The sequence below is a fragment of the Campylobacter anatolicus genome (assembly GCF_018145655.1).
Taxonomy (GTDB): domain Bacteria; phylum Campylobacterota; class Campylobacteria; order Campylobacterales; family Campylobacteraceae; genus Campylobacter_A; species Campylobacter_A anatolicus.
Genome location: NZ_JAGSSY010000002.1, coordinates 271,759 through 287,873 on the forward strand (window position 1 = coordinate 271,759; position 16,115 = coordinate 287,873).

The 16,115-nt window shown below is 36.7% G+C and carries 14 protein-coding genes and 1 pseudogene; 12 read left to right on the forward strand and 3 right to left on the reverse strand.

Annotation, left to right across the window (positions count from 1 at the left end; all coding sequences use genetic code 11):
• Positions 1-9: 9 nt before the first annotated feature.
• Positions 10-504: a peptidylprolyl isomerase gene (locus tag KDE13_RS04420; RefSeq protein WP_212141352.1), complete on the reverse strand. Its 495-nt coding sequence runs from the start codon at positions 502-504 to the stop codon at positions 10-12.
• Between the two features lie 20 nt (positions 505-524).
• Positions 525-1,232 (reverse strand): YebC/PmpR family DNA-binding transcriptional regulator, encoded by a 708-nt coding sequence (locus KDE13_RS04425; protein WP_212140800.1) that lies wholly within the window; start codon positions 1,230-1,232, stop codon positions 525-527.
• A gap of 144 nt (positions 1,233-1,376) precedes the next feature.
• On the opposite strand from KDE13_RS04425, the gene KDE13_RS04430 reads away from it, so the two are divergent.
• From KDE13_RS04430 to KDE13_RS09810, 7 genes and pseudogenes are all read left to right on the forward strand, one after another.
• On the forward strand, positions 1,377-1,931 hold the full coding sequence (locus KDE13_RS04430) for a GNAT family N-acetyltransferase (protein ID WP_212141350.1): 555 nt from the start codon (positions 1,377-1,379) through the stop codon (positions 1,929-1,931).
• Positions 1,928-2,131 carry a heavy-metal-associated domain-containing protein gene (locus KDE13_RS04435; RefSeq protein WP_212141349.1) on the forward strand — a complete coding sequence of 68 codons (204 nt, stop codon included), beginning with the start codon at positions 1,928-1,930 and terminating at the stop codon, positions 2,129-2,131. The genes KDE13_RS04430 and KDE13_RS04435 overlap by 4 nt, the downstream gene beginning before the upstream one ends.
• Positions 2,131-4,308: a heavy metal translocating P-type ATPase gene (locus tag KDE13_RS04440; RefSeq protein WP_212142951.1), complete on the forward strand. Its 2,178-nt coding sequence runs from the start codon at positions 2,131-2,133 to the stop codon at positions 4,306-4,308. The genes KDE13_RS04435 and KDE13_RS04440 overlap by 1 nt, the downstream gene beginning before the upstream one ends.
• A gap of 2 nt (positions 4,309-4,310) precedes the next feature.
• Positions 4,311-4,850: a hypothetical protein gene (locus KDE13_RS04445; RefSeq protein ID WP_212142952.1), complete on the forward strand. Its 540-nt coding sequence runs from the start codon at positions 4,311-4,313 to the stop codon at positions 4,848-4,850.
• 692 nt (positions 4,851-5,542) lie between these two features.
• Positions 5,543-6,973 (forward strand): argininosuccinate lyase, encoded by a 1,431-nt coding sequence (gene argH / locus KDE13_RS04450; RefSeq protein WP_212142953.1) that lies wholly within the window; start codon positions 5,543-5,545, stop codon positions 6,971-6,973.
• Between the two features lie 732 nt (positions 6,974-7,705).
• Positions 7,706-7,906, forward strand: a pseudogene (locus tag KDE13_RS09805) (methyl-accepting chemotaxis protein); the annotation flags it as partial.
• A gap of 45 nt (positions 7,907-7,951) precedes the next feature.
• Positions 7,952-8,389, forward strand: a complete 438-nt coding sequence (locus KDE13_RS09810) for a CZB domain-containing protein (protein WP_420838375.1) — start codon at positions 7,952-7,954, stop codon at positions 8,387-8,389.
• Positions 8,390-8,471: 82 nt separating this feature from the next.
• On the opposite strand, the gene KDE13_RS04460 is transcribed toward KDE13_RS09810, so the two are convergent.
• On the reverse strand, positions 8,472-8,825 hold the full coding sequence (locus tag KDE13_RS04460; protein WP_212140807.1) for a histidine triad nucleotide-binding protein: 354 nt from the start codon (positions 8,823-8,825) through the stop codon (positions 8,472-8,474).
• Between the two features lie 104 nt (positions 8,826-8,929).
• On the opposite strand from KDE13_RS04460, the gene pheS reads away from it, so the two are divergent.
• The 5 genes from pheS (at position 8,930) to KDE13_RS04485 (ending at position 16,113) form a co-directional block, all read left to right on the forward strand.
• Complete coding sequence (gene pheS, locus KDE13_RS04465; protein ID WP_212140808.1) at positions 8,930-9,922, forward strand: phenylalanine--tRNA ligase subunit alpha; 993 nt, start codon at positions 8,930-8,932, stop codon at positions 9,920-9,922.
• Positions 9,919-12,252, forward strand: a complete 2,334-nt coding sequence (gene pheT / locus KDE13_RS04470) for a phenylalanine--tRNA ligase subunit beta (protein WP_212142955.1) — start codon at positions 9,919-9,921, stop codon at positions 12,250-12,252. The genes pheS and pheT overlap by 4 nt, the downstream gene beginning before the upstream one ends.
• Positions 12,249-13,523, forward strand: a complete 1,275-nt coding sequence (gene aroA / locus KDE13_RS04475) for a 3-phosphoshikimate 1-carboxyvinyltransferase (protein WP_212141343.1) — start codon at positions 12,249-12,251, stop codon at positions 13,521-13,523. The genes pheT and aroA overlap by 4 nt, the downstream gene beginning before the upstream one ends.
• Positions 13,513-14,337, forward strand: coding sequence for a 4-hydroxy-3-methylbut-2-enyl diphosphate reductase (locus KDE13_RS04480; RefSeq protein WP_212140811.1), 825 nt, complete (start codon positions 13,513-13,515; stop codon positions 14,335-14,337). The genes aroA and KDE13_RS04480 overlap by 11 nt, the downstream gene beginning before the upstream one ends.
• Positions 14,338-14,442: 105 nt before the next feature.
• Positions 14,443-16,113 (forward strand): 30S ribosomal protein S1, encoded by a 1,671-nt coding sequence (locus KDE13_RS04485; RefSeq protein WP_212142956.1) that lies wholly within the window; start codon positions 14,443-14,445, stop codon positions 16,111-16,113.
• Positions 16,114-16,115: the final 2 nt, after the last annotated feature.

The following is a 16,115-nucleotide window of genomic DNA, read 5'->3' on the forward strand; positions in this document are numbered from 1 at the left end:
ATTTTTACCTTATAAGCTCTCTTTTACCTCGGCAGATACGATCTTATCTCCCTGACGAATAGCATCTAACACTTTCAAGCTCTCATCATCAACACACTTGCCAAATACAGTATGTATTCCATCAAGGTGTGGCTGTGGACTATGGCATACAAAAAATTGCGATCCACCAGTGTCGCGTCCAGCATGTGCCATAGAGAGGCTTCCGCGTTCGTGGCGGACATTTTGATTATCGCATTCGCATTTAATCCTCCAGCCCGGACCACCTGTGCCAGTGCCGTAAGGACAACCGCCTTGTATTACAAAATTTGGTATAACGCGGTGGAAGTTTAAGCCGTTATAAAAGCCTGTTTTTATAAGATGAACGAAATTTGCCACTGCTTGTGGAGCTTCTTCGGCAAAAAGCTCAAGTGTCATATCACCTTTGTCTGTGCGAAATACAGCAAATTTATCTTTTTTAAGCTCATCTATATTTATCTCGTAAATTTTTAACTCTTCATTTCTCATACTTTTCCTTTAAATTTAGATTATTCGATATTTGTATATACAGCTTGGACGTCATCGTCATCTTCAAGCTTATCTAAAAGTCGCTCGATCTCAGTCATCTGCTCTTCATCTAAGCTGATCGTTGCATTTGGGATATATTGAAGCGTTCCTTTTTTTACCTCAAGCCCTAGCTTTTCTATGCCTTCATGAAGTGTGCCAAAGCTAGTGTAATCGCCGTAAATATAGAGAGTGTCATCTTGTATTTCAAGCTCTGTTAGTCCAAAATCTATAAGCTCAAGCTCAATCTCCTCTAGATCACGATCTGGTTTATCTAGTTCAAACACGCTCTTACGTGAAAACATAAAGCTTAAGCTTCCACTTGGCAACACCTCTCCACCATTTTTGCTAAATATAGCCTTGACATTTGCCACCGTGCGAGTTGGATTATCAGTCGCACATTCAGCGATGATCTGAACTCCAAAAGCTGCTTTACCGTCGTAAAATATCGTCTTTATATCCGCACTATCTTTTCCATTTGCACGTTTTATTGCAGCGTCGATGTTGTCTTTTGGCATATTTTCAGCTTTGGCTGCGGCGATCGCTGCACGTAATTTTGGATTCATATCAGGTTCAGTTCCACCCTCTTTAGCTGCGACTGTTATTGCTTTTGAGAGCTTTGGAAACACCTTACTCATCTTATCCCAGCGTGCTTCTTTTGCTGCACGCCTATACTCAAATGCTCGTCCCATAGGTTTCCTTAAAAAAATTTTTGAAAGATTATATCTAAACTTTTTTTATTTTGTTTTTAAATAAATGTTTAAATTTATTCAGACTTTCTCATTTTTAGCAAATATTTGGTAAAAATTTACATTTTTAGTCTTATAATGCAAGCTATGATAAAAAGAGCAGATAAAAAAGATGCAGCTCGTTGTATTGAGCTATTAAATTTGGCTATGGATGAGATCGCTTTTAAGCTTAGTGGTACTGATAAACGCGATGAGAGTGATGAAATTTTACGTTCATTTTTTGTTAGTGAGATTAATCGACTAAGCTACAATAATATTTACGTTTATAAATTTGATGGTAAAATAGTCGGTGTGATGTGTGTTTATGATGGTGCTAAAATAGAAATTTTAGATGAGCCTATACTATCACATCTAAATTCGATCGGCATTTGTGATGAATTAGATAGCGAGTGCTTTGATGATGAATTTTACATCGATAGTATTGCGGTCGATGAGAGTTATAGAGGACGTGGGATCGCCAAAGAGCTGATCGCATACGCGTCTGTTTTGGCAAAGCAAAAAGGTATAAAAAAAGTATCACTCATCGTAGATATAGACAAACCAAAGGCAAAAAGGCTTTATGAAAGTTTGGGATTTAGTAAAGACACGGAGATGATTGTCTGCAAACATCGATATGAACATATGATAAAGGAAATTTTATGAAAACTTACAAAGTTGCAAATATCCATTGTGAGAATTGTGCAAAAACGATAAAGAATGCACTTGAGAGTGATTTTGGTGAAATTTTTGTCGATCTTAGTGTTGAGCCACGTTTAGTAAGTGTGGATCTAAAAGATGGTGATGAGCAAAAATTTAAAGATGAGCTAAGCGATCTAGGCTTTGAAGTATTGCAAGAGATATAATGTCTAAAAATTTAAAGCTAAATATTACCGGAATGACCTGCATTAATTGCTCAAATGCGATCGAAAAAGTTGCTAAAAAGCTCGATGGTGTCATTGAGGCAAAAGTCAGCTTTGCAAACTCGATAGGTGAGTTTATTTTGCGTGATGATAGCATTAGAGAAACGTTAGAAGCAAAGATAAAAAAGCTAGGCTACGATGTCGCAACAAATATCGATGATTTTGAACAAAAACGTGCAAAACATATAAAAAATTTACGTAATAAATTTATATTTTCCCTTATCGTGAGTGTTGTGATAATGACACTTGAGATGAGTGGCGAGCAAAGCTCTTTTAAAAATTTCTTGATGTTAGCCCTTGTGCTTTTGGTTATTGTGTATGCTGGACGCGACTTTTTTACTCACGCTTTTGAAGCGGTTAAAAATCGCAACTACGATATGAACGTGCTTGTTGCACTTGGCACTGGCTCGGCATTTGCCTACTCACTTTTTGTATGTTTGGCTTCGTCCACATTGCCTGACGCACTTAGATATATGTATGTTTCTGGCTCTGCAATGATAATCACCTTTGTGCTTTTGGGTAAATTTTTAGAAGAGCGTTCAAAGGCTAAAGCCGGGGATTATCTAAAAGCACTACTTCAGATTGCACCCAAAACTGCACTTGTTGTCAAACCAGATGGACAAAATATAGCTGTCGATGTGAATGAGCTAAATGTAGGTGATATAGTTGTCGTAAAAAATGGCTATAATGTCCCTTGCGATGGAGTAATCATTCAAGGCGGTGCAGAGGTTGATACTTCAGCTTTGACAGGGGAGAGTTTACCTATATATAAAAAAGTAGGAGATAGTGTATTTGCAGGGACTTTAAATACAAATGGTTATATAAGTATAAAAGTCACTAAGCGATCAAATCAGACTTTACTTTCTCAAATTTTAAGCTTACTGAGTGATGCAAGCACGAAAAAGATGAATATCAGTCGCTTTGCTGATCGTGTGGCAAATATCTTTGTTCCAAGCGTGATAGCTATCGCGATAGTGGCGTTTATCGCATGGATAGTGCTTAGCGGAAATGTTGCTTACGCTGTATCAAGTGCAATCTGTGTACTTATTATATCTTGTCCTTGTGCCTTGGGCTTAGCTACACCGATCGCTATAATATCGGCTTTAGCACGTGGTGCAAAGGATGGCATACTTATAAAAAATCCTGAAGTTATCGAGATAATGAAGGATATTAAATTTGTTGTATTTGATAAGACTGGCACTCTAAGCAAGGGAAAAATTAGTGTAAATGGCTCAAATTTGGGTCACTATCATCTTTGTTTAGTTGCGTCCGTGGAGGCTTTAAGTGAACATCATATATCAAAAGCGATCGTTGCTTACGCCGAGCAAAATTGCATAAAACCTCTCAAACTCGCTGGTAAATTTGAAAATATAGTAGGTTTTGGCATAACGTATAAAGATGAAAATAATTTCATAATAATAGGCAATGAAAAGCTTTTAAACGATAACAATATCTATCTAAATAATACACAAAAAGCTGATGAAAATGAGATATTTCAAAGTGGTAGTGGTATAGTGCTTTGTGCTATAAATGGCGAATTTGTGGGCTTTGTGTCATTAAGTGATGAGCTAAAAGCAGATGCAAAATATAGCATAGATCGATTAAAATCACTTGGTGTAAAAAGTATCATCTTATCGGGCGATAGCGAAAATGTTGTCAGTAAAGTTGCTTCTGAGCTTGGTGTGGACGAGTTTTACGCACATATGTTACCAACTGATAAATTTGATAAAATAGCCGAGCTTTCGCAGCAAGGAAAAGTGATGTTTGTGGGAGATGGTATAAATGATTCGCCATCTTTAAAACGTGCTGATGTTGGCATAGCAATGAACTCTGGTTCAGATATCGCAAAGACAGCAGGAGATATCGTACTTATAAAAAATAATGTAAGCGGGGTTTTAAACACTCTAAGCCTTGGCGTAAATACGATAAAAACGATAAAGCAGAATTTATTCTGGGCTTTTGTGTATAATGCTCTTTGTATACCAGTGGCAGCAGGGGCACTTTATCCACTATTTGGAGTGTTGCTAAGTCCGGTATATGGGGCGTTAGCGATGTGTTTTAGCTCAGTTACTGTTGTACTAAACTCGCTTCGTCTTAGATTTTTAAATTTAAAGGGATAAAATTGAGAGTTGGAGAGGTTTATGGTGTTGTTGCACTCGCACTTGCAGGGAATTTTCATAAAATTTTAGGTGTAAAAGAGTTTATGAATATTAAAAAATCAGGTGGCTGGATAGTGCATAACAAAAGCGAAGCAAATGTGCGTGGGAGTGAGATTTACGCCGAGTTTTTAAAGGATGAAAGTAGTGCAGCACTTTGTGATGACTTTGTTGTTTTAAAGCCTAAATTTAGTGCTAGTTTTTACTATCCTAGTGCAAAAGATGATTTGGAGAAATTTTATAAAAGTATTAAATTTACGCCAAAAATAGGCGAAACGGATAGTCTATCAAATCAGCTATTGCTAATCGCTACCATATTAAAGCAAGATGCAAATGCAAACTCGCAACGCCTATTATCAGGCTTTAGCGTTAGTTTCTTCTTACCATATGCAACACAGGTCGCTACTGAGCTACAAAACAGGGCTATGAGTAAATTTTATCAAGCTATGGGATATTTTTTGGCTGATTTTTGCAACGCTTTAAGGACTATGATAGGGGATAAGTAGCATTTTATCAGTCATATGCTATTTGTATTTTGTGTATAAAATGTCAGTTTGTAAAGTTGTTTACTATATTTAGGTATAAAAATATCTGCTTAAGCTATAGTAATTTAGCTCTTTTATAGTTAAGAGTTATATGCTACTTCTGTCATATCTTCTTGTCAAGTTTGTAAATTTTATCTTATTTGTGGCTTAGTTGGAAGCATTGACTCTTATGATTTTGTGGATTTTAGTGCTTTTATGGCATTAGACATATTTTAAACTATGCTTTTACTGCTGCCTCGTGCAATCAATAAATTTGTCTCATGGTTGCATGGCAAATATGTAGTGATATCAGTATAAAATAGTAGTGTAGCATTTTTAAAGTTGATATCTTTATAGATATGTGTGAAAAATTAAGAATTTTGTACTGTATTTGCTCTATCGCAGTTTAGTTAAATATCTAACATACGCCCTACTTATAAGCTCTATCGCAGACTTTAAATTTAGTTACCTTACCCATATATGTTATTATAGCGACTATCTTGTATCTATTGCTATTTTTTATAAATATAACTATGGTGGATAGCAACTACTTTATCTCTCATATGATAGAACAATCTTGTAAAGTCTTGTTTAATTTTACAAAATTTGACTATTTTTATAAAAAAATTAAAAATTTTGATAAAATGATAAAAATAAATTTAAAAGGCATAATTATGAAAAAGATGTGGTCTGGTCGTTTTAGCGAACAAAGTTCAAAGCTACTTGAGGAGTTTAATGCTTCTATCGGCTTTGATAAAAATTTATACCATGAGGATATCGCGGGTAGCAAGGCACATGCGAAAATGCTTGGTGAGTGTGGAGTGTTAAAACGTAAAGAGGCAGAGGCGATAATGGCTGGACTTGATGCGGTCTTAGCCGAGATTAAAAGCGGTAAGTTTGAGTTTAAAGTAGAAGATGAGGACATTCATATGGCAGTTGAAAAGCGATTAAGTGAGCTTATTGGCTCTGAACTTGGTGGCAAACTTCATACTGCAAGGAGCCGAAACGATCAAGTTGCACTTGATTTTAAGCTTTTTGTAATGCGTCAAAATCTCAAAATTTCACAAGAAATTTATAAATTTATAATCACACTTACAAATTTAGCCAAAGCACATACAGATACGCTAATGCCTGGCTACACACACTTGCAGCACGCTCAGCCAGTTAGCCTTGCTTTTCATCTACTTGCGTATGCTTTTATGTTTAAGCGTGATTATGAGCGATTTATTAGTTCGTATGAGCGAAACAATCTCTCTCCGCTTGGCTCAGCTGCACTTGCTGGTACCCCGCACCCTATAAATCGAGAGATAGTAGCAGACGAGCTTGGCTTTGCAGGAGTTACGCAAAATGCTATGGATAGCGTGAGTGATCGTGACTTTGCACTTGAAATTTTATTTAACATTAGCGTTTTAATGACTCACACTTCACGCCTTTGTGAGGAGCTTATACTTTGGAGTTCGCAAGAGTTTGGCTTTATTACGATAAGCGATAGCTACTCAACTGGTAGCTCCATAATGCCACAAAAGAAAAATCCAGATGTATGTGAGTTGATACGCGGTAAAACTGGGCGAGTAAATGGAAATTTGATAGCACTTTTAACAACTATGAAAGGTCTACCACTTGCATACAATAAAGATATGCAAGAAGATAAAGAGGGCGTGTTTGATAGCATTAATGCTGCACTTAGCTCGGTTGTGATACTAAATGAGATGCTAAAAGAGGTTAAATTTAATGAGCAAAATATGTTAAAAGCGACACAAAGAGGACATTTAAGTGCGACAGACCTGGCTGATTATCTCGTACGTGAGAAAAACATACCGTTTCGCACGGCTCACTTTATCACCGGTAAAGCAGTAGCAATGGCTGAGAGTTTGGGTATAGATCTAAGTGAACTAAATGCCAAACAACTAAAAAATGTGGATGAAAACTTAGACGCAAATGCGGTTGAGTTTTTAAATTTAAACGTATCAAAAGAGGCTAGAAAATCAGCTGGCGGTACGGCAAATCCTAGTGTTTTAACTCAGATTAAGATGCTTGAAGCGTGGTTTGCAGAGGCTGAGTTCAAATCCAATAGCAAGGCTTGGAAAGAAGAAAAATTTAAATAGATCAAGATAAAATGGCTTTTAACCGACTAATGGGACTTTGATGAGTGCTTTGTGACAGATAATGGTGCAGAGCTTGATAAGTTTGACATTAGTTGGTGATTTTAGCCAGAGATGAATATGGATGTTGTACAAAATTTAGGTGCTAAGTATCGTTTACAACTATGACGCAAAGATTATCTCGCTATTAATTTTACTAATTAAATAGTATTTGCTACAGATAAAAACGTAAATTTTAAGTAAAAAATTATGCCATCACGGGAATATACTTAAACAAAATATTAACATTTTTAGATATAATTAAGAAAATTGCCAATTAAACTTAAAGGAGACGAGATGTTTGGATTTGATAAAAAATCGGATCTTGAAAAGCAAAATGAGGCTTTAAAGCAGGAGAATGAGCGACTTAAAAGTGAGCTTGAATTAGCACATAAAGAACTCACAAATATCGCCGACATATCGCAAACGAGTAAGTGTGATGACAAAAATAGCATTGTATTTTTACTACTTGAGAGTTATAAAAATAGTGTAGATTTCTTGCAAGGCACAATAAGAGAAAATCTAGAAATGCTTGATAATATGAATGAGTTAAATAACAAAACTTTCGCTCAAACAGATAGTCTAAGAGCCAAAACCACTGAGATAATTGGCTCAATGCAAAACATCCAGCAGATGAGCGGTGAGTTACAAAATAATGCATCTTCGCTTGATAATAGCGTTCATTCTATCGCCGAGATCATAAATTTGATTAAAGATATTTCTGATCAGACTAACCTTCTTGCATTAAACGCAGCCATAGAGGCAGCCCGTGCTGGTGAACATGGCAGAGGATTTGCCGTGGTGGCTGATGAAGTGCGAAAACTAGCTGAGAGAACGCAAAAGGCGACGCTTGAAGTTGAGGTAAATATAAACGGTTTAAAACAAAGCTCAAATACAATATCTCAAATGAGTGGAGAGTTTGTACTTTTATCGTCAGACTCTATGAAAAAACTTGGTGAGTTTAATCAAGGCATATTAATTGTCAATGATAACACTCAAAATATCTTAAATCAAACTATAAATGTAACAAACGAAGTATGCATAAGCAGAGGCAAGATAGATCATATAAATGTGAAATTAAAAGGCTACCGTGCGGCACTAAAAAGTGAGTTTGAAAGTATTCCAGATCATCATAGTTGTCGATTTGGTAAATGGTTTACAAGTCAAGTAAAAGAGCTACTTAAAGATGATCAAAAAGCTATTGCATGTGTAAATAAACATCATGAAAATGTTCATAGAGGACTTACAAAGGCTATAGAAATTTTTTCAGATACGAGTAAAGATGATAGTGAAGGTATCGAGATACTTAGAGATGTTGAAAACTCAAGCAAAGTCGGCTTTGAAGCCTTGCTTGAAGCTATGAAACAAGTAAGAAAATAATTAATTATTATATATAGTTGAGCTTTGACTGTCTTATATTTGATTAAAAAGTGGCAGGATAGATACTGCCACTTTAAATTTATTAAAAGGTTGATTGTGGATCGATCGCAGCATCAGTCCAACCAAGTTTTGCACCACCAAGCATATGAAAGTGAAGGTGCATAACCTCTTGACCGCCATTTTCACCGCAGTTTGTAACGAGACGATAGCCACTTTTATCTACGCCCATAAGGCGTGCGACTTGCTGTATAAAAAGTAGCATTTCGCCCATTAAATCTGGCTCCATCTCTTGGATATTTTCAAAGTGCTTTTTAGGGATTATTAGGATATGTATAGGTGCTTTTGGGTTTATATCATGAAAAGCTAGAAATTTATCATTTTCAATCACCTTGTTGCAAGGTATCTCTCCGACTATGATTTTTTCAAATACTGTCATATTTTCTCCTTTAAATTTTTAAAATTATATCATCACAGGCTTAAATTTAGTGCGTTTTTATCTGAATTTTTATACAATCATCGAAAAATTGTAAAGGTTTAACATTGCAAGAATTTATAGATAGGATAAACGAGTGCCAAATTTTAAGTGAATTAGAAAAAATTCGTATTGAGATATTTGGTAAAAAGGGCATTTTAACAAGTAGTTTTGCAAAGCTTAAAGGTATGGTGGAAGATGAAAAGCGTGAATTTGCCGTATTTTTAAACAAGCAAAGAGATGAGCTTACAGCTTTGATAGAGGCTAAAAAAGTAGAACTCGAACGGAGTGAAGTAGTAGAAAAAATGAAAGCTCAAGCCGTTGATATAACGTTATTTAATGAGCCAGTAGCAGCAGGAGCATTGCATCCGGTTATGGCTACGATGGATAGGATAATAGAGTATTTCATATCACAAAATTTCTCGCTTGAGACAGGACCTTTAATAGAAGATGACTTTCATAACTTTGAAGCTTTAAATTTACCAAAATATCACCCTGCACGTGATATGCAAGATACATTTTATTTAAATGACTTTAAGCTACTTCGCACTCACACAAGTCCGGTTCAAGTGCGAACGATGATGGCAAACAAGCCTCCTATACGTATGATAGCACCTGGAACTGTCTTTCGCCGTGATATGGATATGACACACACGCCTATGTTTCATCAAGTTGAAGGACTTGTTGTAGAAGATGGTGATAAAGTAAGCTTTGCAAATTTAAAGAGTATGCTCGAGGGTTTTTTAAAGGCTATATTTGGTGATGTTAAGGTGCGTTTTCGCCCTAGCTTCTTCCCATTCACTGAGCCAAGTGCCGAGGTTGATATAAGCTGTATATTCTGCCATGGAGATGGTTGCAGAGTATGTAAGCAAACCGGTTGGCTAGAAGTCCTTGGCTGTGGTGTGGTCGATCCAAATGTATTTAAAGCCGTTGGATATAAAAATGTCAGCGGATACGCGTTTGGACTTGGTGTGGAGCGTTTTGCGATGCTAATAAATCAAGTTCCTGACCTAAGATCACTTTTTGAGGGAGATTTAAGATTATTGGAGCAATTTAAATGATAATATCAAAAAACTGGCTAAATGAGTGGGTAGAGCTTGGCGAGACGAGTGGTGAAACGCTCGTAAAGACGTTAAATTCGATAGGTTTAGAGGTAGATAGTTATAACAAAGTAAGCATCCCTGATAGTATAGTTGTTGGGTATGTTAAAAGCAGAGAAAAGCATCCAGATGCCGATAAGTTAAACATTTGTCAAGTGGATGTAGGTAGTGAGACGTTGCAAATAGTTTGCGGTGCAAAAAATGTTGAAGTAGGGCAGTTTGTTCCTGTCGCACTCATCGGCACAACTATGCCAAATGGACTTGAGATAAAAAAGGCGAAGCTACGAGGAGCTGAGAGTTATGGTATGATATGCTCATCTACTGAGCTAGGTCTTGTTAAGATAAATGACGGCATTATGTCACTTGATGAGAGTATAGGACAGCTCAAACTCGGAGTTAGTTTAAATAAATTTGGTGTGTTTAGTGATGACATTATCGAAGTCGATATAACGGCAAATCGTGGCGATTGTCAAAGCCTGCACGGCATCGCACGTGAAATTTGTGCTGCACTAGATCTAAATATGCGTGAAAATTTACCATTTGAAGATGCTGAAAATTTATTGGGTATTGGTAGACTTGTATCTGTGCGTGCAGATGAAGGACTAAGAGGCTCATTCTTGTATCGTGCATTTGAAATAAAAAATAAAATTTACGAAAATCTCCTCACACGCCTGCGTCTAGCACTCATTGATAGCAAGAGTAAAAATGCTGTTGATAGATTGATTGATTATGTGACGTATTGCACAGGAGTCTTGTTTAATACATATGATTACACAAAGTTAGTTGGCGATAATGAACGTGTTGTTTTTGATATAAAAAAGGGTAAGTATGGTGAAAATATCGTATCTTGCAATGATAAAATTTTAAGTATTGCTGGGATTTATAAAGATGATAAATTTGGCATTGATGAGCATTCAAAGATTGTAATCATCGAGGCAAACTACACAGAACCAGCCGTGATAGCTCAAACTACTGGCGAAGATAAATCTATCAAAAAGGGCGAACAAGTCTATCGCTCAAGTCGCGGAAGTGAGCCAAATATAGCTTATGGAGCTGATTATTTGTTTAAAAGATTGTCAAATTTAAAAGATGTTAGCCTTTATGCAGGATCACAACAAGCCATATTACGTAAAGATCTGTTTACTTTTAGTATACCTTTAAATGAGCTTACTTGTATGATAGGTCAAGAGATACCGCGTAATGAGATCGTTAAAATTTTAAAAAAGCTTGGCTTTGAAGTAGGTGTAAATGTGGAACAAGAGAGCATAAATATAAAAGTTCCAGCATTTCGCCACGATATATCAAACTCACACGATGTTTGTGAGGAGATCGTGCGTATAGTAGGTATTGATAATATCGCGTCTGTTCCATTAAATTTTGCCGAACAAAATCGTCTAACACCGACATATTTACGATACAAAAATGCCTTAAATTTACGCCATCGTGCGGCGAATTGTGGTTTTTTTGAAAGTGTTCATTATGTATTTGACAATCTTGATGAACTAACTCGTCTTGGCTTTAAGCCTTGTAAAATCAGTATATTAAACCCTATAAATAACGAGCTAAATACGCTACGTCCAACACTAGTAAATCATCTTTTAAACTCTTGTGAGAGAAATATCAAAAACTCACGTAAATCAGTTAAACTATTTGAGCTTGGTGAAGTTTTTGACGAAAATGCTGTGCAAAGCGATCGTTTGGGATTTGTAATGAGTGGGTTAGCTTATGAGCCTACGCTTACAAATGGTTCAAAAGGTGTGGAGGCGAATTTTTATGAGTTTGCATCTGCGGTGCAAAATGTAGTTGGTAAATTTGAGCTTAAAAAGAGTGAAAATTTAAACTACTTAAGTCCATATGAACAGGCTGAAATTTATCAAAATGGTAAGAAGATCGGCTATATTGGGCGTGTTGATATACGAGTAGAAAGCTTACGAGATCTTCCTAAAACATACATCTGCGAGATAGAATTTGACGCTTTAAAATTTGAGACAATCAAAGTAAACATTTACTCTAAATTCCCAAGTATCAGTCGCGATCTAAGTCTTGTTGTGCCTAATGGCTTTGAGTTTGGGAAAATTTATGAGTGTATCCGCAGGTTAAATTTAAAAGAGCTAAAAGAGCTTGTACCGGTGGATATTTACCGTGGAGCAGGGCTTGAAAACGCAGCTAGTGTTAGCCTAAAACTAACATTTCAAGATATGGATAAGACGCTTGAAGATGATGAAGTGGTATCTTTGATGGATAAAATTTTATCTGTGCTTAAAAATGAGCTAGGTATCGCCATAAGATGAAAGTTTGCATACTAAATGAGCCGATAAATGCACTTTTAGATCGCATTGCAAGTGATAAGTCTATATCGCATAGAACGGCGATATTTTCGTTACTCAGCGACAGACCGAGTCGTGTGCGTAACTATCTAAGAGCTGAAGATACGCTAAATACTTTAAAGATAGTGGAGCTTTTGGGTGCAAATGTGAAGCAAGATGGCGATGAGATCGTCATTACTCCTCCTGTAAATATAGCCGAACCACATAAAGTTTTAGAGTGTGGCAACTCAGGCACGGCTATGCGACTGTTTATGGGGCTACTTGCAGCACAGGATGGCTTTTATGTCTTAAGTGGCGATGAGTATTTAAACGCTCGTCCTATGGCACGTGTGAGTAATCCACTCATTGCAGTTGGAGCAAAGATAGACGGCACAAACAATGGTGACACCGCACCGCTTTGTATACGTGGTACAAAGCTTGAGTGGTTTAAATTTCATAGCTCAATAGCTTCAGCTCAGATAAAAAGTGCATTACTACTTGCAGCACTTTACTCAAATGGTTGTGAATTTAGTGAAAATGAGCTAAGTCGAGATCACACCGAACGTATGTTAAAAGGTATGGGAGCCGACATCGTAACCAATGGACTTAATATATGCTTAAAGCCGATGAAATCGCCACTTAAACCTCTTGATATAGATGTACCAAACGACCCAAGCTCGGCATTTTTCTTTGCAGTTGCAGCGTGTATCGTGCCTGGATCTTATGTGGTGTTAAAAAATATGCTACTTAACAAAACTCGCATAGAGGCTTATAAAGTGCTTGAGAGAATGGGTGCTGATATTAAATTTAAAGAGACGACAAGCGAGTATGAGAGTGTTGGTGAGATAGAGATAAGGTATGCTCCGCTTCATGCTGTGAGCGTAAGTGAGAACATCTCGTGGCTCATTGACGAGGCACCTGCACTAGCGGTGGCATTTGCGTGTGCGAGTGGAACAAGTAGGTTAAGAAATGCAAGGGAGCTACGTGTGAAGGAGTGCGATCGTATTGCCGTTAGCGTAGCTGGGCTTAAAAAATGTGGCATAGATGCACATGAGCTTGAGGATGGCTTTGAGATAACTGGTGGCACGGCAAACTCAGCTATTATTGATAGTCACGGAGATCATCGTATTGCTATGAGCTTTGCTGTGCTTGGGCTAAGGTGTGGAATGATTATACAAAAGAGCGAATTTATTGCAACATCTTTTCCAAATTTTAGCCAGATTATGCGTAAAATAGGGGCTAGTATTGAAGATTGAGCTTGCTAGTAGTTATGGATTTTGCTTTGGAGTAAAAAGGGCGATAAAGATAGCTGAAAACGCCAAAGATGCCGCAACTATCGGACCGCTCATACATAATAACGAAGAGATAAATCGTTTGTCTGTTAAATTTAATGTTAAAACGCTTGAAGGAATTGATGAGTTAAAGGACGAGAAAAAAGCTATTATACGCACTCACGGTATCACAAAAAGTGACCTTGCGGAGTTAAAAAAAAGTGACATAAATATCATTGACGCTACATGTCCATTTGTTACTAAACCGCAGCAAATTTGTGAGCAGATGAGCAATGAGGGTTATGACGTGGTTATCTACGGAGATGCCACACACCCCGAGGTAAAAGGGGTTAAGTCCTATGCAAACGGCAACGTCTATGTTGTACTTGATGAGAGTGAGCTTGAAAATGTGCGATTAAAGCAAAAAGTGGCCGTTGTGAGTCAGACGACACGTAAGGTTGAGAAATTTATGCAGATTGTAAATTTTTTAATACTTAAAGTGCGTGAGGTGCGTGTGTTTAACACCATTTGTAACGCTACTTTTGAAAATCAAGAGGCGGTTAAATCACTAGCACAAAAAGCCGATGTGATGGTTATAATAGGTGGCAAAAACAGCTCAAACACAAAGCAACTCTATCTAATCTCTAAAAATTTCTGCGAGGATAGTTATCTGATAGAAAGTGAGGATGAGTTAAAAAATGAGTGGTTTAACAACAAAAATCTTTGTGGTATTAGTGCAGGAGCTAGTACACCAGATTGGATTATTCAAAAAGTTGTAGATAAGATAGAAAAAATTTAGAACTCATAATAATGTAGATGAGATAAATTTAATCCGTAAATAAGCGATTTTTAAATATAATTAAAAACTTTGTCTGCGGACAACTAAAAAATATAAAGGATCAAGATGGCTGTGAACAAGAGCGTTCAACTCAAAGCAAAGGACGATGATATAGAAGATATAGACTTTGCTACTATGTTAGAGGAGTCTTTTAAGAAGGCTGAAGAAGATAGCGATGGAGTGATCGTCGATATCAAAGGTGATGAGGTTTTAGTCAATGTTGGCAAGAAATCAGAGGGTATTTTAAGTATCTTTGAGATAACTGACTTTGATGGCAACTTGAAGTATAAAGTTGGCGATACCATAAAGGTCGCGATAACTGGCTCAAGGGGTGGCAGGCCTATCGTTTCTCATAAAAAAGCACTAAAAAAAGAGAAAGTAAAGGCTTTTATAGACTCTTACGATCCTGATAATACAGATGAAATAGACGTTAAAATCGTTAATAAAAATAAAGGTGGCTTTGTGGCACAAGATACTGATGGTGTTGAGTTTTTCCTACCAAAAACACAAAGTGGCTTCAAAAATACTAACGATATAGTAGGTAAAAACTACAAAGTGCGTGTCATAAAAGTAGATAAAGATGAGCAAAGTATCATTGTATCTCGTAAGAAAATTTTAGATGATGACCGTAAAAAACGTAAAGAAGCACTAGCTAACATCATTGATAATACAGATGTTATGGAAGGTGTTATTAAAAAGATCACAACTTATGGTATGTTTGTTGATGTTGGTGGTGTTGATGGCTTAGTGCACTATAGTGAGATAAGCTATAAAGGACCTGTTAATCCAAATACACTTTACAAAGAAGGTGATAAGGTGGCGGTAAAGGTTATAAGTTACGATAATGAAAAACGTCACTTATCGCTATCTATCAAGGCGGCTATGCCTGATCCTTGGGATGAGATAAAAGATGGCTTAGATGTCGGTGATACGATAAAAGTTATCGTAAGCAACATAGAGCCTTATGGTGCGTTTGTGGATCTTGGTAATGACATAGAGGGATTTTTGCATATTTCTGAAATTTCATGGGATAAGAATATTAAAAATCCAAAAGATCACATAAGCGAAGGCGAAGAGATAGATGTTGAAGTTATTGAGATAGACGCAAAAGGACACCGTCTAAGAGTTAGCCTTAAAAATTTATTGCCAAAGCCATTTGATGAGTTTAAAGCTAAATTTAAAGAGGGCGATGTTGTTAAAGGCGTGGTCACTAGTGTTACATCATTTGGTGCATTTATCCGCATAGGTGGTTTGATAGAGGGGCTCTTGCATAACGAAGATGCATCTTGGGATAGAAACGACAAATGTAAAGATCTGTTTAAAAATGGCGATGAGATTGAAGTAAAGATTATTAAAATAGACAGCGAGGATCAAAAAGTATCGCTTAGTTTAAAAGATCTTAAACAAAGCCCAGTGCAAGAATTTGCTAATAAATTTAATGTTGGCGATATAGTTAAGGGTAAAATCCGCGATATAAAAGAGTTTGGCGTATTTGTTGAACTTGGTAATAATGTAGACGCACTTATTCGCAAAGAGGACCTAGGTAGCGTTGATGAGGCTGGTCTGAAAATAGGTGATGATATAGAGGCGGCTATTGCTTTTATAGATGAGAAAAAAAATAGAATCCGTCTAAGTATCCGTCGCCTAGCAAAACAAAAAGAGCGTGAAGTGCTAAATGAGATAAATGATAATGATAAGTTAACCCTTGGTGATATTATCAAGGAGCAATTGCAATAACT